The 23,283-nt window shown below is 70.3% G+C and carries 25 protein-coding genes; 9 read left to right on the forward strand and 16 right to left on the reverse strand.

Annotation, left to right across the window (positions count from 1 at the left end; genetic code table 11):
* Window positions 1-3: 3 nt before the first annotated feature.
* From OG714_RS32730 to OG714_RS32775, 10 genes are all read right to left on the reverse strand, one after another.
* A complete protein-coding gene (locus OG714_RS32730) occupies window positions 4-1,335 on the reverse strand; it encodes a hypothetical protein (RefSeq protein ID WP_406126422.1) in 1,332 nt (443 codons plus the stop codon).
* 66 nt (window positions 1,336-1,401) lie between these two features.
* Window positions 1,402-2,463 carry a glutamate ABC transporter substrate-binding protein gene (locus tag OG714_RS32735; RefSeq protein ID WP_406126423.1) on the reverse strand — a complete coding sequence of 354 codons (1,062 nt, stop codon included), beginning with the start codon at window positions 2,461-2,463 and terminating at the stop codon, window positions 1,402-1,404.
* Window positions 2,464-2,477: 14 nt separating this feature from the next.
* Window positions 2,478-3,923, reverse strand: coding sequence for a hypothetical protein (locus OG714_RS32740; RefSeq protein ID WP_406126424.1), 1,446 nt, complete (start codon window positions 3,921-3,923; stop codon window positions 2,478-2,480).
* A 185-nt stretch (window positions 3,924-4,108) separates the two neighbouring features.
* Window positions 4,109-5,080, reverse strand: a complete 972-nt coding sequence (locus OG714_RS32745) for an N-acetylglucosamine kinase (protein ID WP_406126425.1) — start codon at window positions 5,078-5,080, stop codon at window positions 4,109-4,111.
* On the reverse strand, window positions 5,071-6,336 hold the full coding sequence (locus OG714_RS32750; RefSeq protein WP_406126427.1) for a 6-phospho-beta-glucosidase: 1,266 nt from the start codon (window positions 6,334-6,336) through the stop codon (window positions 5,071-5,073). The genes OG714_RS32745 and OG714_RS32750 overlap by 10 nt, the downstream gene beginning before the upstream one ends.
* 6 nt (window positions 6,337-6,342) lie before the next feature.
* Window positions 6,343-7,236, reverse strand: a complete 894-nt coding sequence (locus OG714_RS32755; protein WP_406126428.1) for a carbohydrate ABC transporter permease — start codon at window positions 7,234-7,236, stop codon at window positions 6,343-6,345.
* A 2-nt stretch (window positions 7,237-7,238) separates the two neighbouring features.
* Window positions 7,239-8,180: a carbohydrate ABC transporter permease gene (locus OG714_RS32760; protein WP_406126429.1), complete on the reverse strand. Its 942-nt coding sequence runs from the start codon at window positions 8,178-8,180 to the stop codon at window positions 7,239-7,241.
* Window positions 8,181-8,187: 7 nt separating this feature from the next.
* The gene (locus OG714_RS32765; protein WP_406126430.1) at window positions 8,188-9,546 is read right to left on the reverse strand and encodes an ABC transporter substrate-binding protein; all 1,359 of its coding nucleotides are present in this window, start codon (window positions 9,544-9,546) and stop codon (window positions 8,188-8,190) included.
* A gap of 105 nt (window positions 9,547-9,651) precedes the next feature.
* Window positions 9,652-10,863 (reverse strand): ROK family protein, encoded by a 1,212-nt coding sequence (locus OG714_RS32770; RefSeq protein WP_406126432.1) that lies wholly within the window; start codon window positions 10,861-10,863, stop codon window positions 9,652-9,654.
* A 223-nt stretch (window positions 10,864-11,086) separates the two neighbouring features.
* Complete coding sequence (locus OG714_RS32775) at window positions 11,087-11,920, reverse strand: hypothetical protein (protein ID WP_406126434.1); 834 nt, start codon at window positions 11,918-11,920, stop codon at window positions 11,087-11,089.
* 384 nt (window positions 11,921-12,304) lie between these two features.
* Between OG714_RS32775 and OG714_RS32780 the strand changes: the two genes are divergently transcribed.
* Together OG714_RS32780 and OG714_RS32785 are read left to right on the forward strand one after the other, a co-directional pair.
* Window positions 12,305-12,841 carry a hypothetical protein gene (locus OG714_RS32780; RefSeq protein ID WP_406126435.1) on the forward strand — a complete coding sequence of 179 codons (537 nt, stop codon included), beginning with the start codon at window positions 12,305-12,307 and terminating at the stop codon, window positions 12,839-12,841.
* The gene (locus OG714_RS32785) at window positions 12,838-13,173 is read left to right on the forward strand and encodes a hypothetical protein (protein WP_406126437.1); all 336 of its coding nucleotides are present in this window, start codon (window positions 12,838-12,840) and stop codon (window positions 13,171-13,173) included. The genes OG714_RS32780 and OG714_RS32785 overlap by 4 nt, the downstream gene beginning before the upstream one ends.
* On the opposite strand, the gene OG714_RS32790 is transcribed toward OG714_RS32785, so the two are convergent.
* Together OG714_RS32790 and OG714_RS32795 are read right to left on the reverse strand one after the other, a co-directional pair.
* Window positions 13,154-13,330: a DUF397 domain-containing protein gene (locus tag OG714_RS32790; protein ID WP_406126439.1), complete on the reverse strand. Its 177-nt coding sequence runs from the start codon at window positions 13,328-13,330 to the stop codon at window positions 13,154-13,156. The genes OG714_RS32785 and OG714_RS32790 overlap by 20 nt on opposite strands.
* A complete protein-coding gene (locus OG714_RS32795) occupies window positions 13,327-14,208 on the reverse strand; it encodes a helix-turn-helix domain-containing protein (protein ID WP_406126441.1) in 882 nt (293 codons plus the stop codon). The genes OG714_RS32790 and OG714_RS32795 overlap by 4 nt, the downstream gene beginning before the upstream one ends.
* A 165-nt stretch (window positions 14,209-14,373) precedes the next feature.
* On the opposite strand from OG714_RS32795, the gene OG714_RS32800 reads away from it, so the two are divergent.
* From OG714_RS32800 to OG714_RS32815, 4 genes are all read left to right on the forward strand, one after another.
* Window positions 14,374-14,838: an ATP-binding protein gene (locus tag OG714_RS32800; protein ID WP_406126443.1), complete on the forward strand. Its 465-nt coding sequence runs from the start codon at window positions 14,374-14,376 to the stop codon at window positions 14,836-14,838.
* 62 nt (window positions 14,839-14,900) lie between these two features.
* Window positions 14,901-15,254 (forward strand): hypothetical protein, encoded by a 354-nt coding sequence (locus OG714_RS32805; protein WP_406126445.1) that lies wholly within the window; start codon window positions 14,901-14,903, stop codon window positions 15,252-15,254.
* Window positions 15,247-15,498: a hypothetical protein gene (locus OG714_RS32810; RefSeq protein WP_406126447.1), complete on the forward strand. Its 252-nt coding sequence runs from the start codon at window positions 15,247-15,249 to the stop codon at window positions 15,496-15,498. The genes OG714_RS32805 and OG714_RS32810 overlap by 8 nt, the downstream gene beginning before the upstream one ends.
* Before the next feature lie 41 nt (window positions 15,499-15,539).
* A complete protein-coding gene (locus tag OG714_RS32815) occupies window positions 15,540-15,851 on the forward strand; it encodes a hypothetical protein (RefSeq protein WP_406126449.1) in 312 nt (103 codons plus the stop codon).
* Between the two features lie 31 nt (window positions 15,852-15,882).
* Here OG714_RS32815 and OG714_RS32820 read toward each other — a convergent pair whose 3' ends face one another.
* Complete coding sequence (locus tag OG714_RS32820; RefSeq protein WP_406126451.1) at window positions 15,883-16,977, reverse strand: mechanosensitive ion channel family protein; 1,095 nt, start codon at window positions 16,975-16,977, stop codon at window positions 15,883-15,885.
* Window positions 16,978-17,325: 348 nt separating this feature from the next.
* On the opposite strand from OG714_RS32820, the gene OG714_RS32825 reads away from it, so the two are divergent.
* A complete protein-coding gene (locus tag OG714_RS32825) occupies window positions 17,326-17,862 on the forward strand; it encodes an HNH endonuclease (protein ID WP_033284586.1) in 537 nt (178 codons plus the stop codon).
* 92 nt (window positions 17,863-17,954) lie between these two features.
* Here OG714_RS32825 and OG714_RS32830 read toward each other — a convergent pair whose 3' ends face one another.
* From OG714_RS32830 to OG714_RS32840, 3 genes are read right to left on the reverse strand one after another with little or no spacing between them, the layout of a single operon-like run.
* Complete coding sequence (locus OG714_RS32830) at window positions 17,955-19,304, reverse strand: ABC transporter permease (RefSeq protein ID WP_406126453.1); 1,350 nt, start codon at window positions 19,302-19,304, stop codon at window positions 17,955-17,957.
* Window positions 19,301-19,999: an ABC transporter ATP-binding protein gene (locus OG714_RS32835; protein ID WP_406126454.1), complete on the reverse strand. Its 699-nt coding sequence runs from the start codon at window positions 19,997-19,999 to the stop codon at window positions 19,301-19,303. Before OG714_RS32835 ends, OG714_RS32830 begins: the two co-directional genes overlap by 4 nt.
* Window positions 19,996-20,529, reverse strand: a complete 534-nt coding sequence (locus tag OG714_RS32840; RefSeq protein ID WP_406126456.1) for a PadR family transcriptional regulator — start codon at window positions 20,527-20,529, stop codon at window positions 19,996-19,998. Before OG714_RS32840 ends, OG714_RS32835 begins: the two co-directional genes overlap by 4 nt.
* 184 nt (window positions 20,530-20,713) lie before the next feature.
* Between OG714_RS32840 and OG714_RS32845 the strand changes: the two genes are divergently transcribed.
* Window positions 20,714-21,037 carry a hypothetical protein gene (locus OG714_RS32845; protein ID WP_406126457.1) on the forward strand — a complete coding sequence of 108 codons (324 nt, stop codon included), beginning with the start codon at window positions 20,714-20,716 and terminating at the stop codon, window positions 21,035-21,037.
* Window positions 21,038-23,245 (forward strand): 4-alpha-glucanotransferase, encoded by a 2,208-nt coding sequence (gene malQ / locus OG714_RS32850; RefSeq protein WP_406126458.1) that lies wholly within the window; start codon window positions 21,038-21,040, stop codon window positions 23,243-23,245.
* The last annotated feature ends 38 nt before the right edge of the window (window positions 23,246-23,283 follow it).

A 23,283-nucleotide genomic window follows, 5' to 3' on the forward strand; every position in this document is an offset into this window, starting at 1 on the left:
CACTCACGCGCCCGGCCCCCTCAGGTCCTCGGGACCGCCCTGCGGCTGTGTCCGCGGAGCGTTGAACTGCTCGGCCGCCGCGTGCTGGTAGCGCAGCACGGCCTGTTCGGCGACGCGCAGGTCGCAGGGCGCGCTCCACAGCATGCGGCGCGCCGCGTCGTACCGCTCGATCAGCAGCGGGTCCTCCGCGAGGCCGTGCCGGGCGACCTTCGCCTTGTACGCGTCGAGGCGGCCGCGCAGCTCCGCGCGGACCGCGAGCGGCTGGGTGACCGCGGTCAACGACTCGCGGGCGCGCAGCAGTTCGTCCTCCGCCTTCTGCTCCAGGGACTCCAGGAGCGGGGACAGCCGGTGCCACTGGGCGTGTCTGCGGTACTCGGCGGCCGTCGACAGCTGCTCCTGCAGTACGGTCGGCGGGCCGCTGACGACCGGCACCTCCGTGGCGGCGATCTTCGCGAGGACTTCACCGCGCGCGTTGCGCGCCTCGGCGAGGGTGCGGTCCGCGCGGGACAGCACGTCCCGCAGCTTCACCAGCCGCGCCTCCGCGTCCTGCCGGACGGTCAGCACGGCGTCGATCTCGCGGCGTACGTCCTCCAGGGCGCGCGCCTCCCGGTCGTAGACCGTGGTGTCCGGGCGGCCGCCGCCGGGGGCCGAACTGCCCTGCGCCCGCACCCAGAAGGCCAGCGGGTCGGAGATCACGCGCTCGCGCAGCTCGGTCAGGACGCGCGTGATGCGCTCCAGGTCGTCCCCCGCCGGGTGTTCGCCCGGGCGGACGCCGACGGAGTGGGCGAGCTGGCGGGTGCGCTGCAACTCCGCGGCCAGTAAATCGATCCGGGCGGGCAGCGCCGACCACACCGCGTCGGAGGTGACGACCATGTCCAGCGAGTTCGCGTACAGGTCGTTCATCTCGTCGACGAGCGCGGTCAGCGAGAACTGGTGGCTCAGCTTGCTCGAACCACCGGTCAGCGTCGGCATGTTGGCCGTCGCCGTGGTGGAACCCGCGACCGTGACGGACTCGCCGCGCAGCAACTCGGTCAGCTCGACCAGGTCCTCACGGCTGGACCAGCGGCGCCGGGAGCGGATGCTCTGCGCGGCGCGGAACGCGTCCGTGTACGCGTCGAAGTACGCCCACAGCAGCGTGATCGCGGCGTCCGCGGACGCCCAGCGCTCCTTGGTCGTGCCGGTCAGCTCGGCGCCTTCGAGGAGTCTGCGGCCCGCGTGGTCCTGAAGGGCGAGGAGCGAGGTCTCGATGGCCTCGTGCTCCGCGCCGAGCCGCGCCAGCGCACGGTCCACCTCGTCCCGGTCCATTACCGGCCCGGGGGGTCCCGTGACGCCCATCGATCACCTCTCGCTGCGTTGTGTTCCGTGGAAAGTCCGTTGGGTGGTTCGGTGGTCGACGGTCCGTCACTTGTAGTGGGGGGTGGGCGGGTCGGCGGACGGCGAGTCCGCGTGCAGGGTGGGCAGCAGCCATTTCGTGTACGACGCCCGCCAGCCGGTGGGGCTGGTGCGGTAGGTCTCCAGTATTCGGTTGACCCGGCGCACCAGGTCGTCGGCGCTCTTGTTCATCGCCACGCCGTAGTACTCCTTGGTGAACGTGGTGCCCTTCAGCTCCACCGTCGGGTCCTGTGCGGCCTGGCTCGCGGCGAGCGCGCCGTCGGTCACCACCGCGTCCGCCTGGCCGAGCTGGAGCTGCACCAGGCAGTCCAGCTGGTTGGCGACGGGGGGCAGGATCTTCACGCTGGCGGGCAGCTTGCCGCTCGCCTTGTCGTCGGTCAGCCGGTCGTTCGCCGTGGAGCCCGACGCGGAGCAGACGCGCTTGCCGGCCAGGGTCTTGTCGTAGCCGGTGATCGTCGACGTCTTCGGGGCGAGGACCTGCTGGCCGGTGAGGAAGTACGGGGCGGAGAAGGCCACTTGACCGGCCCGGGTGCAGGTGATCGTCATGGTGCGGACCACCATGTCGACCTGCTTGTCCTGGACCGCCGGGATGCGCTGGTTGGTCGGGATGGCCAGGAACTGGACGCTGTTGGCGGTGTACGAGTCGCCGAAGATGTTCTTCGCGATCGCGGTGACCAGGTCGATGTCGAAGCCCTCCAGGTCACCGGAGGAGCTGTTGGGGTTGCGGTAGCCCCAGCGGTAGCTGTTCTGGTCGATGCCCACCTTCAGCACACCGCGTGCCTTGATGGCGTCGATGGTGGTGCCGTCGGCGTCCGACGGGGGCGGGCTCTGGTCCTGGACGGTGCTGTCGTCGCACTGGGGGGCCTTGGCCTGGATGCCCTGGACCGTCCGCTGTCCGCCGAGCTGCGCACCGCCCTCGCCGCGCGACTGCGTGAGCGGCAGCAGCAGGACGAAGGCGACCGCGAGGACGCAGACGACGGCCATCGCACCCACCCCGCCCCAGCCCCGCAGACCGGCCCGCACCCGTCGTACAGCGCTCAGCCGGCGAAAAAGGTCACTCCGTGCGCGCATCGTCACGCCCCCTTTCACCGGTACTCCGACAGCCTGCGGCCGATGCCCAGGACGGCCCCGGCCGCACCGAGCACCGCGAGCACCGCGGCCCCGACGGTGAGGCCGGTCATCGCGTCCAGGCCGTCACTCGCGGACTGCCTGAACTCCTTCGTCTCCTGCGTCAGTGCCTTGTTCAGCGAGTCGTCCACGGCCTTGAAGCACTCGCCCGTCGCGTCCTTCTTGCCGATGACGCCGTTGCGGGCTTCGTCGTAGCGGCCCAGCTCGTTGTACTCGCTGACCTTCTTGTGGCGGGCGATCCACACCGTCATGGAGCTGTTGGCGACGGCGACGGGCTCGCGGCCCGCGGAGTTGTCGGCGAGCGAGTCGGCCAACTTCAGGCCCTTGCCCAGCGCGGCGATCTCCTGGTCGTATCCCCAGTCGTAGGTGTCCACGACCTTCTTGTTCGGGAGCGTCGTGGTCTCCGCGCCGCGGCTGACCAGCGTGAGGTTCTCGTCGCTGCGTGCCTTCAGGGAGGCGATACGGGCGTCGTGCAGCACGTTGAGCGACTTGACCCCGTGGTCGTACGAGTCGTTGAGACCCGCGCGGGCGACGGTGTGGCCGACGACCACCCACAGCAGGACGACCGCGGTGGTGGCCGAGGCGGCGACCAGGCCGCCGTTCAGCACCCGGTTCGTGCGCTGGTAGTTGCGCCGCTGGGCCCAGGCCAGGCCGCCGAGCGCGAGGAGCCCGAGGGCGATCGCGAACCAGGGGTACGGCGTCGCGTTCCCGTAGTCCGCGCTCAGCCGCAGGTTCTCCGCCTTGTAGAGCTTCTCGGCCTTCGGGAGCATCTGGTTCTGCATGGTGTCGTTCGCGGCACGCAGATAGGCGCCGCCCACCGGGAAGCCCTGCCGGTTGTTGGCGCGGGCCGACTCGACCAGGCCCTTGTACTGCGGCAGCCGTTCGTTGAGCTCCTTGATGAGGGCCGCGGACGACGAGCCGGGGTCGGTGTTGGCGGCCGCGGTGACGAGCTTCTGGGCGGCCGTGCGGATGTCCAGTTCGTACTGGCTGCGGGTCGCCGTCGTCTCGTCCGGACCCGCCAGATAACCGCTGGCCGCCATCGTGTTGGCGTCGGCGAGCGAGCGGTATATGTCGGCCGCGTCGGAGCTGAGCGGCTGGCTGTGGTGGAGCACGTCGCCTGCCGCCGTCGCCCGGCTGTCGGTCTGCCAGGCGGCGACCGCGCCGAACGCGACCACCAGCAGGGCCAGCAGCGCGCCGATGGCCCGCAGCCGTCCCGGCTCGGTGGTGGCGGCCGCGCGCAGCCGGTCGACGGCCTCGGCGAAGGCCGTACGGCGCGCGGGTGTCGCGTCCGGCGTACGCCGGGGCGCGGGCGCCCCCGCCCGGCCCGGCTGCTGCGGCAACGCCGGCATCGTGGGCACGGCGGTGCCCGGTGGCGCCGCGCTGCTCTTCGGCGGTTGTGTCACTGCTGACCTCCCCCAGGGTCATCCCGTCGCCGCAAGTATCGCCGCCAGGACTGACATTCCGCACGGGCCTTCACTGGATCTTGATCGGATCGCAGCGCAGTCACCGGATTTCCGGCACCACACAACGCCCCGCACCGCCCCCTTGTCCATGAATACGCCGTGGGAATCTGTTCGGTTCCCGGGTGTCAGTGCTCGTAATGTGCCCTGGCCCGCGCGTGTGCCTCGGCCACGGCGCCCACGTGGTCCAGGCCCAGCAGGACGGCGCCGAGGACCGGCCGCGCGGTGACGACCGTCGCCACCGCCTTGGGCGCCTTGGCGGCCAGCAACTCCCTTATGCGGTCGTCCAGTTGGGGATGCCGGGCGGCGAGGACGCTGCCGCCGAGCAGCACCGGCGCCTCCTCGTCGAGCAGCTCCAGGCGGGTCAGCGCGACCGTGGCCATCGCCACGACCTCCTCCGCCATCCGGTCCACGATCGAGCGGGCGACCGGGTCGCCGTCCGCCGCCGTCGCGAACAGCACCGGTGTCAACTCGTGCCGGCGGTGGTGCGCGACGTGTTCGAGATGCAGGGCCTCGATGAGGTCGTACATGGAGTGCAGGCCGAAGTACGCCGGGAGCGTACGCGCCAGGGCCGTGGGACCACCGCGGCCGTCCTCCGCGCGGGCGGCGTGCCACAGGGCCTCCTCCGCCAGGCCCCAACCCCCGCCCCAGTCACCGGAGATACGGCCCAGCGCCGGAAAGCGGGCGGTGCGGCCGTCGGGGCGCATGCCGACGCAGTTGATGCCCGCCCCGCACACCACGGCGACACCGCGCGGCTCGGGGATGCCCGCGCGCAGGATCGCGAACGTGTCGTTGCGCACCTCCACACCCGTGCCCCACGCGCGTGCGTGCAGCGCGGCCGCCAACTGCTCCTCCTCCACGGGGAAGTCGGCGTTGGCGAGACAGGCCGACACATGGTCGACCGCGTTCACCCCGGCGTCCGCGAAGGCGCGGGCGACCGCTTCCCCGAGGGCGTCCAGGGCCGTCCCGATGCCCACGACCGGCGGCCGGAACCCGCCGCCGCGCGCGGTGGCGAGGACTTCCCCGTCGGCCGCCACGACCGCGACGTCGGTCTTGCTGTTGCCCGCGTCGATGGCGAGGACACTTGCGGTCAGGCCCACGCGAGGTGCTCCCGGTTGTGCGCGATCAGCTGGTCGGTCAGGGCTTCGGCGTACTCGTACTGCCCGATCAGGGGATGCGAGAGCAGCGCCCGGAACACCCGGTCCCGGCCCCCGCGCAGCGCGGCCTCCAGAGCGAGGTCCTCGTACGCCGTCACGTTGGCCATCAACCCGGCGTACAGGGGATCGACTTCCGCTACGGCGAGGGGCGTCGCGCCCTTGGCGCCGACGGCGGCCTGCACCTCGATCACGGCGTCGTCCGGCAGGAACGGCAGCGTCCCCTTGTTGTACGTGTTCACCACCTGGTAGGGGCTGCCACCCCCGCCGAGCAGCGAGGCCGCGAGGTCGACGGCGGCCTCGGAGTAGTAGGCCCCGCCGCGCTTGGCGAGCAGCGCGGGCTTCTCGTCGAGGGCCGGGTCGGCGTACATCTTGAGCAAGTTCCGTTCCATCTCGGCCACTTGGGAGGCCCGGGACGGCTTCGTCCGCAGTTCCCGTACGACCTCGTCGTGCGCGTAGAAGTAGCGCAGGTAGTACGACGGGACGACGCCGAGCCGGTCGAGCAGCACCCGGGGCAGGCTCAGGTCGGCGGCGATGTCGTCGCCGTGTTCGCCGAGCAGCTTGGGCAGCACGTTCTCGCCCTCGGGACCGCCGAGCCGCACACCGGTCTCCCAGGTGAGGTGGTTGAGGCCCACATGGTCGAGGTGCACATCGGCCGGGGTGACACCGAGGAGTCCGGCGAACTTCCGCTGGAAGCCGATCGCCACGTTGCACAGGCCGACCGCCTTGTGGCCGGCCTGGAGCAGGGCGCGGGTGACGATCCCCACCGGGTTGGTGAAGTCGATGATCCAGGCGTCCGGGTTCGTACGGCGGACCCGTTCCGCGATGTCGAGGACCACCGGCACGGTCCGCAGCGCCTTGGCGAGGCCGCCCGCGCCGGTCGTCTCCTGGCCGACGCAGCCGCACTCCAGCGGCCACGTCTCGTCCTGCTCGCGGGCCGCCTGGCCGCCGACGCGGAGCTGGAGCAGCACCGCGTCGGCGCCCTCGACACCGGCGTCCAGGTCGAACGTCGTGACGATCCTGCCGGGATGCCCCTGCTTGGCGAAGATCCGGCGGGCCAACCCGCCCACCAGTTCCAGGCGTTCGGGCGCCGGGTCGACGAGGACGAGTTCCTCGACGGGCAGGGTGTCCCTCAACCGGGCGAAGCCGTCGATGAGTTCGGGTGTGTAGGTCGAGCCTCCGCCGACCACGGTGAGTTTCATACCTGGTTAACCCTTCACTCCGGTGAGCGTGACGCCCTCGACGAACGCCTTCTGCGCGAAGAAGAACACGAGGATCACGGGGGCCATGACCAGCACGGTCGCGGCCATGGTGAGATTCCAGTCGGTGTGGTGCGCGCCCTTGAACGACTCCAGGCCGTAACTCAGCGTCCAGGCACCGGGGTTCTCGGACGCGTAGATCTGCGGCCCGAAGTAGTCGTTCCAGGCGTAGAAGAACTGGAAGAGCGCCACGGCCGCGATCCCCGGCTTGGCCATCGGCAGCACGACCCGCAGCAGCGTCTTGAACTCGCCGCAGCCGTCGACCTTCGCCGCGTCCAGGTACTCGTTCGGGATGGTCATCAGGAACTGCCGCAGCAGGAAGATCGAGAACGCGTCCCCGAACGCCATCGGGATGATCAGCGGCCACAGCGTGCCCGACAGGTCCAACTGCTTCGACCAGAACAGGTACATGGGGATGATGACGACCTGCGGCGGCAGCATCATCATCGAGATGACCAGCATCAGGGACAGATTCCGGCCCTTGAAGCGGAACTTGGCGAGCGCGTACGCCACCGGGATCGACGACACGACGGTCAGGACGGTGCCGAGACCGGCGTAGATCAGCGTGTTCTTCCACCAGGTCAGGAAGCCCGGAGTGTCGAACACCTTGCGGTAGTTGCCCCACTCCCAGGTGTGCGGGATCAGGTCGCGGCTCAGGGCCTGGCTGTCGCTCATCAGCGAGGTCAGGAACACGAACACGAAGGGGAGCGTGAAGAAGAGCGCGGCGGCGACGCCGAGCGAGTGGACGGCGATCCACTCCATGAGCGCCTTGCGGCGGGCGGTGCGCTCGGCGGGGGTCACCGGCGCCCTCAACTCCACGGGCTTGTCGAGTACTTGGGCCATGGTCAGTCACCTGCCAGGTTGAGGCCGCCCCGGCGCCGCATCAGGAACGCGGTGAACACCATCGACAGGGCGAACAGGACGAGTGCCACCACGCAGGCCGAGCCGTAGTCGAAGCGCTGGAAGCCGAGGTTGTAGACGAGCTGGGGAAGGGTGAGCGTGGACTTCTCCGGGTAGCCGGGCTCGAACTGCGTGCCGGCGCCCTGGATGACGCCGGACGCGACCTTCCCGGCGATGAGGGGCTGTGTGTAGTACTGCATGGTCTGGATCACGCCGGTGACGACGGCGAACATCACGATCGGCGAGATGTTCGGCAGCGTGACGTACCGGAACCGCTGCCAGGCCGACGCACCGTCCAACTCGGCTGCCTCGTACTGCTCCTGGGGCACGTCGAGCAGCGCGGCCATGAAGATGACCATGAGGTCGCCGATGCCCCAGAGGGCGAGCAGGGTGAGCGCCGGCTTGGACCAGGCGGGGTCGTTGAACCAGCCCGGGGCCGGGATGCCGACCTTCTCCAGGATCGAATTGACCGGTCCGGTACCGGGGTTGAGGAGGAACGCGAACGCCATCGTCGCCGCGACCGGCGGGGCGAGATACGGCAGATAGAAGAGGGTCCGGAAGACACCCGTGGCCGTCTTGATCTTGGTGATCAGCAGCCCGACGCCGAGGCCGAACACGACCCGGAGCGAGACCATCACCACGACCAGCCACAGCGTGTTGCGCATCGCGGGCCAGAAGTACGGATAGTTCTTGAAGACGTACGTCCAGTTCTTCGTCCCCACCCACGTCGGCGGCTTGAAGCCGTCGTAGTGCATGAACGAGAAATAGACCGTCGAGATCAGCGGATACGCGAAGAAGACCGCGAAGCCGATCAGCCAGGGCGACATGAAGGCGAGAGTGCGAAGCGCCGACCTGCGGCGCTTCGACGCCAGAGTGACTGTGCTCATGCTGGGGCTACTTCGCCTGCGCGATGTCGGTGTCGATCTGCTTGGCGGTGCTCTTCAGGGCGGAGTCCAGGTCCTTCGCCTTGCCGCTCTCGTAGTCGTATCCGAGGTTCTGGATCGTCGTCAGATACACACCGCCGTTGATCGAGGCGGGAGAGGTCGTCGAGTACTGGTTCGACGCGATGTCCAGGAACGTCTTGAAGCGCGGGTCGTACTTCAGCTTCGGGGACTTGAGGGCGGCCAGCGTCGAGGGCACGTTGTGGATGGCGTTGGAGAAGTCCACCACCGCGTCCGTGTCCGTGGTGATGTACTTGACGAACTCCCAAGCGGCGTTCTGCTTCTTGCTGTTGGCGGCGATCCCGGTGATCGTGCCGGTGATGTAGCCCTTGCCGTACTGGGCGGCCTGGTCGTCCGGCACGGGCAGCGGGGCGACGCCGATGTCCAGCTTCGGATTGGCGGCTACGGCCATCCCCAGCCGCCACTCACCGTCGAGCTGCATCGCGACCTGACCGGTGTGGAAGGGGTGCTTGTCGCCCCACTCGTCACCGAGCGTGGAGCGGTAGCTCTCCAGCTTCTTGAATCCGCCGAGTTCGTCGACGAGCTTCTTCTGGAGGGTGAAACCGGCCTTGAACGCGGGGTCCGTGGCGAGCGCCGACTTGCCGCTCTTGTCGAAGTACGTCGGCGAGAACTGCGCGAAGATGTGCTCGGTCGTGGTCTCCCAGCCGTGGTAGTCCGGCATGAACCCGAGCTGCGAGTACGAGTCGCCCTTGGAGATCGTCAGCTTCTTGGCGTCGGCCTCGAATTCGGACCACGTCTTGGGCGGGCTGGTGATGCCGGCCTTCTTGAACTCCGTCTTGTTGTAGTAGAGCCCGTACGCGTCGCCCAGCAGGGGGGCGGTGCAACGGTTTCCGTCGAACTGGGTGTACTCGTTCATCGCCTTCGGGAACGTGGTCTCCGGGTCGATGCCGTCCTTCTTGAAGAAGGGGTTGAGATCGACCAGGGCGCCCGACGAACAGAACTTGCCGACGTTGTTCGTGGTGAACGACGAGATCACGTCCGGGGATTTGCCGCCACCGGTGCGCAGCGCCTGGTTGATCTTGTCGTCGGTCATGTTGCCGACGACGTTCACATGGATGTTGGGGTGCGCCTTCTCGAACCCGGCGACCAGCGACTTCACGGCATTCAGCTCGGAGGCCGCGCTCCAGGCGTGCCAGAAGTTGATGGTGACGTCCTTCGACGCGTCGTCGGAGGCGCCGGACGAGGACTGGCCGGTACAGGCGGTGGCGAGCAGGGCGATGGAGGCGGACGCGGCGAGCGCGACAGCCGCTTTCCGGGAGGTTATGGGTGTTTTCCGGGATGTTCCGGGCATGGCGAGATCTCCCAAGGGCGGGGCGGGGCAAGGTGGTTGGGGGAATCCGGGTGGGACGAGGTGAGCTGAGGCCGGTCTGGGGGAACCGGGGGCGGCCGGGTGGGATCAGCGCGAGGTGTCGAAGACCTCGTCACGGGTGGTTGCCAGCGCGCTCTCCAACGCGCCGCGCAACACGGGGTGTTCATGGACGTCGCCGACGACGAGCCGCGGCCGCGACGCCGCCAGCTCCTCCAACTCGGCCTGGACGAGGGCACGGAGAGGTTCGCCGCCGGCGGCCAGCGAGCCACCGCTGAGGACGACGAGTTCGGGGTCGAGCACGGAGACGAGCGAGGCGAGACCGGTCGCGAGGTGGGTCGCGTAGATCTCCAGGAGCCGCCGCTGGGGCCCGCTGGTGTGGTCGGCGGCGGTCGCGACGAGGGCGGCGGCGACCTCGGCGTAGGGGCCCGTCGGGATCTCGGTGATGCCGAGTTCGCGGGCGAGCCCGGGCAGGGCCTGGGATCCGGCCAGCGCCTGGTAACCACCGCTGTTGGCCTTGGTCACCTGGCGGACCAGGGGCGCGCCCGGCACCGGCAGGAAGCCGACCTCGCCCGCGCCGCCGGTCCAGCCGCGGTGCAGCCGGCCGCCGAGGACCAGGGCGGCGCCGAGACCGCCCTCGTTCCACAGCAGCACGAAGTCGCCGTGCCCGCGCGCCGCGCCGAGCCGCTGCTCGGCTATGGCGACGAGGTTCACGTCGTTCTCGTACTCCACCGGCATCGGCAGCGCGGCGGCGAGTTCGTCGAGCAGCGCGGGGGAGTGCCAGCCCGGCAGGTGCGAGGCGTAGCGCAGCCGGCCGGTGTTGGGGTCGAAGGCGCCCGGGGTGCCGATGACGAGGCGGTGGACGTCGTCCCGGGCGAGCCCGGCGGCCTTCACCGCCCCGTCGAGGGCGTCCGTCACCTGCCGTACGACGGGCTGGGCGGGCCGCCGGCCCGGGGTGGCGAGTTCGAACTCGCCCACTGTCCGACCGGTGACGTCGGCGACGGCGGCGCGGATGCGCTCCGGCGTGACGTCGAGCCCGGCGGCGTGGGCGGCGCCCGGATTGACCACGTACAGCTGGGCGTTGGGGCCCGGCCGCCCCTCGCTCGTCCCGGTGGCGAGGACGAGCCCCGCCGCTTCGAGCCGGGCGAGCAGCTGGGAGGCGGTCGGCTTCGAGAGGCCGGTGAGCTTCCCGATCCGGGTACGGGAGAGCGGGCCGTGCTCCAGGAGGAGGTCCAGGGCGGCGCGGTCGTTCATGGCGCGCAGGACGCGGGGAGTGCCCGGGGTACCGGAGGTTCCTGCCATGTCGTACGCCACCTGCCTTCGAACTCTCGAAGTTCCGAACTCGTGAACTTCCGAACCGCACAGCCTGTCATGTGATCATTGTTAGGAAAGTTTCCTATTGGGTGGGAGGAAGGTAAGCCCAGGACGAAGGGGGCGTCAATAGACACCGCCCCCGAGGCAACAGACTCGTTACCTGCGGGGGCGGTGGGAGGGTGCTGGTGGTGCCCGGCGTCCTGCCGACGTCCTACTTGACGTCGATGAAGTCACCGGCGGCGGTGACCGCGCCGGTGGTGGAGGTGCCGGCGAAGACGTAGCGGAAGTAGCCGTCCTGCGCGGCCTTCACGGTCGCCCTCAGGGCACCGCTCGTGCCGGTGGTGACCGTCTTCACGGTGGTGTAGGTGCTCGAACTCTTCGCCCGGAACTGCAACTTGGCCGGCTGCGAGACATAGCCGGTGTACTTGCCGGTCTCCCAGTTCGCCCGCGTCAGCGCGCCGGTGACCGTGATGGTCTTTCCCTTCTTCACCGGCTCCGGGGAGGCGTTGGCGGTGAGCTTGGCGGCGCGCTGGATCTTGACCTTGCCCTTGTTGCCCCAGGCCGCGAAGTCGGTGGAGTAGCTGATCTGGTCGTCCGAGTCGTCCAGGTCGGCGTCGATGCGGGCGTAGACACCGGCGACGTTCCAGGTGGTCGCGTCGGCCGTCTCGTACAGGCTGTCCCCGGGGTCGATCGTGACCGTGTCGGAGCAGGCCTCGGTGACCGTGGTGTCCGTCGTCGCGGTCGTCGTGCACGTCGGGGACATGCCGGCGTCGAGCTCGTTGTCGGAGGCCACGAGTCCGCCGCGGTAGAGCATGACCCCGGCGAACGTCTTCTTGTAGTCGATCGTCACGTCGGACGGCCGCGTCAGCGTGTACGTGACGGGCACCTTCACCGTCGCGGTCGTCCCTACGACGATCGCCTTCCCCTTGTTGACCGTCACCGCGCTGAAGACCAGGGCCGGCGTAGCGGCCTGCGCGAGCGGCGCGGCCAGCCCGGTCAGGGCCAGGGCGCCGGTCATCGCGGCGCCGATGGCGAGTTTTCTCATGCGTGTCCCCACATTCGAAACGGACCCCTGGGCATTGCGCTCCAGAACAAGGGCCCGCCGTAGGGCGACCTTAGGCATGGGGGGCCTGCGATGAAAATGAATTGAACCTGTGAAGGTAATCGCGTCACGGCTTCGTCACGATGGGTAAAGCCGCAGGTGGGGGCGGGTGGCGGAGATTCATCTGATCTGCCGGAATTGCGAGGCATGTTGGGTGCTTTTCGGCCTCTACGGCCACGCCCCCGAGGCCGATTCGTGATGTGGACGGACCCGCCCTGCCAGCCACCTCACAGATTCCTGACTTTTGATCAACCTCGTTTGCGAGAGGCAGGGAACGGGGTGCGGGGCATGAAGGTGTGGGTGAGGTGCTGGCGGGAGGCGGCATGCGTGATCGCCGTACCCGCGGTGATCCGGGTCGGCTTCGAACTCTGGGACCAGGGCGGACGCGCCTGGGGCGCGATAGGCGGGGTGTTGGCGGCCTGGGCCGCCGTCAGCGTCGTATGGGCCGCCGCGGCATGGCTGTTGCTATGGCGGCGGGCCCGTGCGGCGGGCATCTTCCTCACCCCGGATGTCCTCGCCGGCCGCCAGACCCGCCAACTCCGCGCGCTACGGCCCTCCGCGGGCTGGTCCGACCGCATGCGCACGGAACTGAAGGCGTCGGGCCGCGCCTCCGTCACCGCGGAGAAGGGTCGCGAGGAGATCTGGTTCCATTGGTGCCCGGGCCGCCGCGATCGCGCTGTCTGGGGCTCGATCACCTTCGACGAACCTTCGGGGACGGTCCGGCTCGATCTGCGGGACGGCGCGGCGTACACAGGGGGCGGGGAGTTGCGCAGAGGGGCGGCGTTCGTCGCGTTGTGCCAACTGGCCCGGGAGTTGGGGCTGGTGGAGGCCGAGAGCTGGTGGAGGGGCGGGGACCAGGCGTGACATTCGTCGAAGACGTCCTGAGCGGTCGAGCATCGCTTGATGACATCTACGCGTATCGGGACCGGTGGGACGAGACCGAGGGCGACGGTGTGGAGTACCACGCCTTCCTCGGACTCCGCTGGCCCGAATACGCGATGTACGTGGAGGACGACGACGTCCTGGGCCACGTCGTCGAAGCGCGCCGGCGGGGCGGCCAGGATCTGCGCACGTACCTCGCGTCGCGCAAGGACGTGAGCCCTAGGTTGGCCGAGCTGTGGAGTCTCGGTGAGCGGTATGCCGAGGAATGGGCTTGCTGCGCGGGTGACTTGGGCGTCAGTGCAGCGCCGCCGTGAACTTCGTCCAGGTGGTGGGGGCCAGGCGGAGTATCGGGCCGTCGGGGGTCTTGGAGTCGCGGATGGCTATCGTGCCGGGGATGTTGCGGGCGACTTCGAGGCACTCGCCGCTTCCACTGCTGTAGCTGGACTTCACGAAGTCGAAGCCGTTCGTCACTGCATGTCCTCGCTGATGCTCTCGATCAGGCTGAGCGAGTCCTTGGGGGCCAGGCTCAGTCGTGCCGTGCGTTCGAAGAACGAACTGTACGTCGAGCTTTCAGCGTCGTTCTCGACCCACACGGTAGCGGCGATGCTGTCGACGTGAACCACGTCCACCGCCTCGGACTCGGCGAAGGAGATGATGTTGAACGAGCCTGCCATGCAGGCGTGGCCGCCGGCCCGGAAGGGCAGCACCTGGAGGCGGACATTGGGGAGTTGAGCCGTCTTCAGCAGGTTCTGCAACTGTGCGCGCATCACCTCGGGCCCGCCGACCTGCTGTCGTAGCGCGCCTTCTCCGATCACCGCGTAGACCTGGAGTGGCTCGGCCGCCGACAAGCGAGCCTGACGCCTCATACGGACGTCGACGAAACCCTCGATCTCGTCGGGGTCCTGCCACAGCCCCTCGCTGACGACCACCCCTCGCGCGTACTCGGGTGTCTGCAACAGGCCGGGCACGAAAGCCTGTTGCCAGGTCCGCACGCGGGTCGCCACATCCTCCATCGCGATGTACTCGGCCATGGCCTCTGCCTGCGGCGAGTGCTGCCACCATCCCTTGGCCTTCCGGCGCTCGCGGTCGAGCTTCGCCAACTCCAGCAGCCGGGCTACGGATTTCGACTCGTCCAGTCCGTAGAACTCGCACAGCACCCGGATGTCGGGATCCCGCATGGGCACCCAACCCCGTTCCATCTTCACGATCTTCGAGTTGGTCGCGCTGATGGTCTCCGCGGCCTGTTGCTGGGTCTTTCCAGCGGCGTCACGCAGGCGCAGCAGCTCGCTACCGAGCTTGCGTCCCAGCACAGTTGACGCCCTGTTTCCCAGTTCAGCTGATCGGTTCACGGCCCAAGTGTCGCTCTGTCGCCGTCGTGAGTCGACGACTTTCGAGTGTCGGAGACAATTGTCTCCGAACGACTTGTGCCCGAGCTAAGTGGATCGCTACGGTCGGTGCTCGTCAGCTAACTCTGCGGCGCTCATTGGTGAGCCGACCGCACTCGGAGGTGCGCCATGACCGAACCCCCCACCGCTCGCGACGCCGACCCCGTCCCCCACGAGGACCGCCTCGACTACACCCCCCTCGCCCGCAGCGTCACCCTCGCCCGTCGCCGCGCCGCACGGCTCGTCACCGAGTGGGGGTACCCCGCCCTCGCCGGTGATGTCGCTCTCGTCGTGTCCGAGTTGATGACCAACGCCCTGTTGCACGGCAGCCTGCGGGACCGGCTCATCCGGGTGCGGATCACAGTCACCGGGATCACCCTTCGCGTCGAGGTCAGTGACCCGCGCGGCGAACGCCTGCCGAGTCCGTGCCCCGTAAGTGACACGGATCAGTTCGGCCGGGGATTACTCCTGGTCGGAGCCCTGGCTCACCGCTGGGGATGGGAGCCCCGGTCCGTCGGCAAGACCGTGTACGCGGAGTGGGTGCTCGGGGCTGACCCCGCCGTGGGCAATCCACTCGTGGGCGTGAGGGAGTGACGGGAATGGCGTTAGCGTGGGCACGTGCCACAAGGGCGCTCGGTGAGCGGAAGGGGCGGCCGATGACCATGCCGTACGCGGAGGGGGGCACTCCGCTGATCCCCCGTCCCGACCTCACACTTCCGGCACTTCGGCAGGCCGTGGCCACCGTCGTCCCCTCCCGCCTCCCGGAGTTCTTCGAGGACGTGCAGAAGGCGTTCGTACGGGCCGGCGACGAGGACAGCGTCGTACCGATCCGCATGTTCTACCGGGAGTGGGGCGTGGTCGTCGAGATCGAACGCCACCCGGAGACGGCACGCCGCCTGCACGCCGCCGAGCAGGCGATCAACAGCGCCGACCCCGCCGTACGCGACCGTGCCATCCGCGAGGCCGGCGAGATCGTACGGGCGGCCCACCGCGAGGTCGCGGGTGGCTGACTGGCGCTGGGAGCTGTTCCAGGACGACCTGCTGGACGGACTCCCGGATGCGGCACGCGCCGAGACGGAACGGCTGGCCAACGAGATCGCCGTACGCGAGTCCATGGTCTTTCTGGAGGGCGCCGCCTACACCGGGCCCGGTCCCGGAGTACGTACCGAGACGCGCGGGCTGCTCATGCTCACCTATCTGACGGACGTGCGGGGGGAGCGGATCGTGGTGGTTCAACTGGGCTGGTTCGGCTAGCGCTTCACCAGCCGCGCGACAGTGATGAGTGAGGGCAACAGGTGAGCGAGCAGTCCTGGTACGGCGTCCGGTGTGTGTTCCGGCATCGCGAACTCGGCGTCTACGAAGAGCGGTTGACCCTGTGGCGGGCGTCCTCGCTCGACGAGGCGGTCAGCCGTGGGGAGTTGGAGGCGCACGAGTACTGCGCGGACCTCGACGGCGTCGAGTACACCGACTTCGCCGAGGCGTACCGGATGTTCGGCGAGCCGGGGGAGGGTGCCGAGGTCTTCTCCCTCATGCGGGAGAGCGGGTTGCCCGCCGGCGACTATGTGGGGCGGTTCTTCGCCACGGGGGCGGAGCGGACGGGGAGTTGAGGCGTGGCCCCGGCCTCGACTCCCTGTACCCCTACCGCATCCCCGGCCGCTGCGAGGAAAGCGGCGAAGTATTCGCCACCTGAGGCGAGTCCGAGTTCGAGTAAACCGACGGCGCCGCGACCGCCTCCGTCGGGTCCGCCACGTCGTCCACCGGATCCGCCGTCGCCCCGCCCACGATCCGGATGTTCGCCTCGTCGAAGGCCCGCTTCACCCGCCAGCGCAGCTCCCGCTCGACGGTCACCGACTTGCCCGGCATGGTCTTGGCGGAGAGGCGGACGACCATCGAGTCGATCAGCACACTGTCCAGGCCGAGGACTTCGATGGGGCCCCAGAGCAGCTCGTTCCAGGGTTCTTCCTTGCTCATCTTCTCCGTGACGGAGTCGAGCGTGGCCTTCACCCGGTCCAGGTTCTCGGAGGCCTTCACGGTGACGTCGACGCCCGCCGTGGCCCAGCCCTGGGAGAGGTTGCCGATGCGCTTGACCTCGCCGTTGCGGACGTACCAGATCTCGCCGTTGTCGCCGCGGAGCTTGGTCACGCGGAGGCCGACCTCGATGACCTCGCCGGAGGCGACGCCCGCGTCGATCTGGTCGCCGACGCCGTACTGGTCCTCCAGGATCATGAAGACGCCGGAGAGGAAGTCCGTGACGAGGTTGCGGGCGCCGAAGCCGATCGCCACGCCCGCGACACCGGCGGACGCGAGGAGTGGGGCGAGGTTGATCTCGAACGTGCCCAGGACCATCAGCGCGGCCGTGCCCAGGATCACGAAGGACGCCACCGAGCGGAGGACCGAGCCGATCGCCTGGGAGCGCTGGTGGCGGCGCTCCGCGTTGACGAGGAGTCCGCCCAGCGCCGTACCGTCCACCGACCCGACGGTCCGGTTCATCCGGTCTATCAGCTTGGTGATCGCCCGCCGCACCGTCATTCTCAGCACCGTCGCGATCACCAGGATCAGCAGCACCCTCAGACCGATCGCCAGCCATGTGGACCAGTTCTGCTCGACCCAGCTCGCCGCGTTGGTCGCGCTCTCCTGGGCGTCCTGGAGCGAGGGTACGGTCACCGCGGTCTCCGATGGGCTCGGAGTGGGCGACGGCGTAGCGGCGGCCAGTAGGACGGCGGACAAGGACACGGCAGGTACCTCCAGGTGCTGCGGTCCGCCCCCGGCGCTGCGGTCAAGGTCGTACACGTCTTCGTACACGCGGTTCTAGGTCACGAATAGGTCACCGTAGGGGCAGGCCCACCACACTATCGGGGCATCGTGTGTGGATCGTTGCCGTGTTCGGGGGAGAGGCTGTGCTCAGCCGGGAATGAACAGGTGGGACCAACCCACGGCCGTCCCGGGCCCGCATCACATGTGGTCGAAAACACTCCCAGCCCGTTACCGGGACATGGTGGCGCTTCCACCAGGCATGAGGGGAGACTGACTACAGATCGTCCCGGCGCGAGCCACGCGCCGCCGACGCACAAGGAGGCATCCGTGCCGCATGTCCTGGTCCTCAACGCGTCGTACGAGCCACTCGGCGTCGTACCGCTCCGCCGCGCGCTCGTCCTCGTCCTGGAGAACAAGGCAGTCTCCCTTGAGGAATCCGGCGCCTTTATGCACAGCGCAACCGTCACAGTCCCCGCACCCAGCGTGGTCCGGCTCAAGCGATTCGTACGGGTTCCCTACCGGGGGCCCGTTCCTCTTACCCGCCGGGCGCTCTTCGCGCGTGACGGGGGCCGGTGCATGTACTGCGGTGGCGTCGCAACCAGCGTCGACCATGTCATTCCGCGCAGCCGCGGGGGCAAGCACGCGTGGGACAACGTGGTGGCGTCCTGCCGCCGCTGCAACCACACGAAGGCCGACCGACACCTCTTCGAGATCGGCTGGCGGCTGCGCCACAAACCCGCCCCACCCACCGGCCTGGCCTGGCGCATCATCGGGACAGGTCACAGGGACCCGCGCTGGCTGCCGTACTTGCAGCCGTACGGCGCGGAGGACGCGATGGCCCGGATCGACGGCATCTCCGCCTGACGATCCGGGCTTTTGTGTACCCACTCCCAGTGAGTACGGCGGCACAGCGGCACGGTCCGGCCCCGGGAACCCCCGTTCCCCGGGGCCGGCCGTCATGCGTACCGCAGCTCGCCCGGCCGCACCGACCGCCGCAGCAGCGGCAGTGACGTGGCAGCCGCCAGCAGGCAGGCCGCGTACACGCCGACCGGGACCAGCAGCGCGCCGTACGGCACCGGCACGTCCGCGTGCGCCGAGACGGCGGCGCTGTACCAGAAGCTGATCGCCGTGCCGCCGAGGCCCGCCACCGCGATCGCCGGGAGCAGCGGCAGCGCGGTCTCCAGGAGGAGCGCGCGGGCCAGTACGGCGTGCGGCACCCCGGCCGCCGCCTGTGCGGCCAGGCCCCGGCGCCGGGTGGCGAGGGACTCGGCGGTGCCCACGGCCAGGGCCGTCAGGACGAGCGCGAGGGCGACGAGGATCGCGGCGGCCGTGAGGTCGATGCCCGTCGTGTAGTACGACATGCGCGTGCCGAGATGGCCCGTGCGGTGCCTCTGGTCCAGGTCCGCGAGCAGGATCTGCCGTACGCCCGCGAAGCCCGAGCCGACGACCGTCACCAGCACCAGTGCCGCGTGGGTGCGGGCGGTCGACCAGGGGTCCTCGCGCATCCGCTCCGCCGCGATCAGCAGCGCGGGGCGACCGGTGCCGGCCGCGAAGCCCTCACCCAGTTGGCGGGACGAGGCCCCGGACAACCAGATCGCGATCAGGCTGATCAGTACGGCCAGCACGAACACCGTCACCGGGACGAGGCCGAAGGAGACGGGGCTGCCGAAGATGGGGGTCAGCGCGATCGCCACCGCCGTCACCGCGAGCAGCTTGGTCGCCGTACCGAACAGCCGGCCCGGCCCCCGCACCGGCCGCACCCGCCGCACCCGGCCCAGCGGATCCGCCACCACCCGGCGCAGCGCCACCGCGCTCACCACCGCGCCCAGCACCGGCACGGACACGGCGACCAGCACGACACCGGCCCAGTTCACGGCGTACGGCAGCAGCGGTACGACGGCCGCCGTCGCCACCACCGCACCGGCCAGGCACGCGAGCCCCGACTCCAGCGCCGCGATCCGCCGCACCTGCCACGGCGCGGCCCCCGCCAGCCGCAGCGCGGCCAGCCGCCGGTCCCGGTGCACCGCCCCGATCCGCGCACACTGCCCGAGGAACCCGAGCACCGGGATGAGCAGCAGACCGAGCGCCAGACTCACGTTCCGCCGGTCACCGGGGGAGTCGAACAGCCCGGACCCGAAGGACACGGCCTGGAACCCGTCCAACGACCGCAGCGCTACGACGGCCAGTCCGATCCCCGTCGTCAGCGCGGCCCCGAACGCCGTGAGCCCGACCCGCCACCACTCCCGCCGGTCCGAACCCCGGGTCAGCAGCCAGGCCAGCCGCAGATCCGCGAGCAGCACGCTCATACCGCCACCCCCGCCGTCGCCACGGTCCCGTCCGTCAGCCGGATCTCGCGGTCCGCGTACGCCGCGACCTGCGCGTCATGGGTGATCAGCAGAACCGCCGTACCGGCCTCGCGGGCCGTGGTGACCAGGGCCGTCATCACCTGCTCGCTCGCCAGGGAGTCCAGCGCGCCCGTCGGCTCGTCCGCGAAGACGACCTTCGGGGAAGTGACCAACGCCCGGGCGAGCGCGACCCGTTGGGACTGGCCGCCGCTCAACTCGCCCGGCCGCGACGCGCCCTGCCCGCGCACCCCGAACCGCTCCAGCCACTCCCCGGCGCCGGCCCGGGCGTCCGTACGCGAGGCACCCGCGAGCAGCAGCGGCAGCGCGACGTTGTCGACGGCCGTCAGCTCCGGTATCAGCTGGCCGAACTGGAAGACCACCCCGAACTCCGTGCGCCGCAGCTCGCTCAGCCGCTTCTCGGGCAGCTCGTCCAGCCGCTCCCCGGCGTACGTCACCGTCCCCTCGTCGGGGCGGACGATCCCGGCCAGGCAGTGGAGCAGCGTGGACTTGCCGCTGCCGCTGGTCCCCGTGACGGCGAGGATCTCGCCGGCGCCCAGGTCGGCCGAGGCGCCGCTCAGCGCCCGGGTCCTGCCGTGCGTCTTGGTGAGGTCACGGGCCGCGAGGAGCGGCACCGCCGTACCCCCGTTGTCGCTCATGCTGTGTCGACCTCCGCGGTCAGAGTGGTCAGCCGGGCCGCCGTCGTCGCCATCCAACGGAGTTCCGCGTCAAGGTGGTTGAGGGCGTAGTCCGCCGAGAGCACGGTCGCCAGGTCGGAGCCCTTGGCGGTCTTGACCGCCGTCAGCTCCCGCATCCGCTCCATGTGGGCGGCGCGTTGGGCCCGCAGATACGCCTCCGGGTCGCCGTCGGCCAGGATCGAGACGACGACTTTCGCGAAGATCTCGTTCGTCACGAAGGGCGCGGGCGGCGCGATCTCCCCTGCCCAGTGGGCGAGTTCACGCGAACCCTCCGCCGTCGAGCGGTACGCCGTGCGCTCCGGGCCGCCGTCCGATCCGGTGCCGTCGACCTCCGCGAGACCGTCCCGGACCAGGCGCTGCAAGGTCGTGTAGACCTGCCCGTAGGCCAGCGGGCGAGCCTGCGGGAAGCGTTCGTCGTGGCGTCGCTTGAGGTCGTAGCCGTGGCTCGGTCCTCCGGCGAGCAGGCCCAGCAGGATGTGGCGGGTACTCATGGCGCTCAGTATGCACTGGATACATGTACTGAGTGAATAGTGATCAGCAGGAAAAGCAAGGGGAGTGGGGGGAGGGAGTGGCCGCAGTGCCACCCGTACCCCAACCTGGAGGTCTGCCGTCGCGCCCACTGGGTAGGGCTGCGGTAACCCGCCCGCACGCCCGACACGACAAGGAGGCCCCCCTGTGGCCGCAGCATCGGCATCGCTTCCGCGCCCGGCCCGCTCCAAACGCACCCCGGAGCCGGCCGCCGACCTCGCCCCCGATCTCGCACCCGACCTGTTCTTCGTCGACTCCGAGGGAGCCTGGGCCGAGACCCCGCTGACCAGCGAACCGCCGCTGGCCGACGCCGAACCCCTCACCAGCGAGCCCCCGCTCGCCGACGCCACCCCGCTCACCAGCGAGTCCGCGACCATGGACGCGCCGCTCACCAGCGAGACCGTCGCGTTCGACGACCCGATGAGCGGTGAGGTCGCCCCCTTCGCCGACCCGGACCCGACGAGGCCCTAGATGACCGCACCCCGGCCGGCGGACACCCTCGGCGAGGACCTGTCCCGGCTCGCCGAACTGCACGGCGTCGCCACCGCCTACAGCCCCTCCCCGGACCGCGCGGTCCCCGCCTCGGCCGTCGCGGTCGTCGCCGCGCTCGCCGCCCTCGGCGTCGACGCGAGCACCCCGCGGGCCACCGCCGCCGCGCTCGCCGCCCGCCAACAGGAGCTGGCCGAACGGTTGTTGCCGCCCACCGTCGTGGGCCGGTACGGGAGTACGCCCGCCGCGCTCGACGCGCTGCCCGAAGGCACCGTGCTGCACATCGACACCGAGCAGGGCGAGTCGCAGGCGAGCGCCGAGCAACTACCGCCCGGCGTCCACCACTTGACCGCCACCGCGCCGGACGGCCGCAGCGCCGAGGTCCAACTCGTCATCGCCCCGGACCGGTTGCCCACGCCCACCGGACGGTCGTACGGGCTGATGGTGCAGGTCTACTCCCTCCTCTCCCGGCACTCCTGGGGCATGGGCGACCTCGGTGACCTGGGTGAACTCACCGCCTGGGCCGGGCGATCGCTCGGGGCCGGGTTCGTGCAGGTCAACCCCCTGCACGCGGCCGTGCCGGGCGCGCCCACCGACCCGTCTCCGTACCGCCCGTCCTCGCGCCGCTTCCCCGACCCGGTGTATCTGCGGGTCGAGGACGTCCCCGAGTTCGCGTACGTCGGGGAAGCGGAACGGGAGCGGCTGCGCGGGCTCCTCGAACGCGCCGCCCGACTGCGCGAATCCGTCCTCGACAAAGGCGCGTTGATCGACCGCGACGCCGTGTGGGAGCTGAAGCGGGAGGCGCTGGAACTCGTCCGCGAGGTCCCCCTCGGCCCCGGACGACGGGCCGCCTACGTCGACTTCCTCGCCCGCGAGGGCGAGGCGCTGGAGGACCACGCCACCTGGTACGCCCTCGCCGAGGTGCACGGCTCGAACTGGCGGGAGTGGTCGGCCGCCCTGCGCGACCCGCGCTCACCCGAAACCGCCCGCGCCCGCGCCGAGTTGATGGACCGCGTCGACTTCCACTGCCGCCTCGCCTGGCTCACCGACGACCAACTCACCGCCGCGCAACGGGCCGCACGGGAAGCGGGCATGCCGATCGGGGTCGTGCACGACCTCGCCGTCGGGGTGCATCCCGACGGCGCCGACGCCTGGGCCCAACAGCGGTACTTCGCGGCCGGCATGTCGGTCGGCGCACCCCCGGACGCCTTCAACTCCCTCGGCCAGGACTGGGGGTTGCCCCCCTGGCGCCCCGACCGCCTCGCCGAGTCCGGCTACGCCCCGTACCGCCGCCTGCTCCGCGCCCTCTTCCGCTACGCCGGCGCCCTCCGCATCGACCACGTCATGGGCCTCTTCCGCCTGTGGTGGGTCCCGCAGGGGCACCCGCCCACGGAGGGCACCTACGTCCGCTACGACGCCGAGGCCATGCTCGCCGTCCTCGCGCTGGAGGCCTCGCGCGCCGGGTCGGTGGTGATCGGCGAGGACCTCGGGACCGTGGAACCGGGTGTGCGCGAGACCTTGCAGGAGCGCGGGGTGCTCGGTACGTCGGTGCTGTGGTTCGAGCGGGACTGGGAGGGCGACGGGCGTCCGCTCGCGCCGGAGAAGTGGCGGGACGACTGCCTCGCCACCGCGACCACCCACGACCTGCCGCCCACCGCGGCCCGGCTCACCGGCGAACACGTCGAACTCCGCGACCGGCTCGGCCTGTTGACCCGGCCGGTGGAGGAGGAGCGGATCGAGTCCGCCACCGACGTGGGGGAGTGGCTGGCGCTGCTGTCCGGGCTCGGCCTCTACGAACACGCCGAGGGCGGCGGCCGGCCCGCGTCCGAGGAGGAGGCCGAGATCCACGCCGTCCACCGTTTCCTGCTCCGCACCCCGGCCCGCATGATCGGCGTCTGGCTGCCCGACACGGTCGGCGACCGGCGCCCGCAGAACCTGCCCGGCACGTGGGACCAGTATCCGAACTGGCGCCTTCCCGTCGCCGACGCGGAGGGGCGGCCGGTGACGCTGGAGGAACTGGCCGCGTCGCCACGGCTGCACGCGCTGGTGGATGTGTTGCGGGCGGGGCTGGGGGACGGGGCAGGGGACGGTTCGGGAGACGGGGCAAGAGACGGTTCGGGAGACGGCTCAGGAGGCGGTCCGGGCGACACGGAGGCGGGTCCGGGGGACGGTGGCGACGGGGGTCCGTGAGGCCCGGGCGCCCCATACGGCACCCCCGGGCGCGCGGC

The sequence above is a fragment of the Streptomyces sp. NBC_00989 genome (genome assembly GCF_045162655.1).
Lineage (GTDB): Bacteria > Actinomycetota > Actinomycetes > Streptomycetales > Streptomycetaceae > Streptomyces.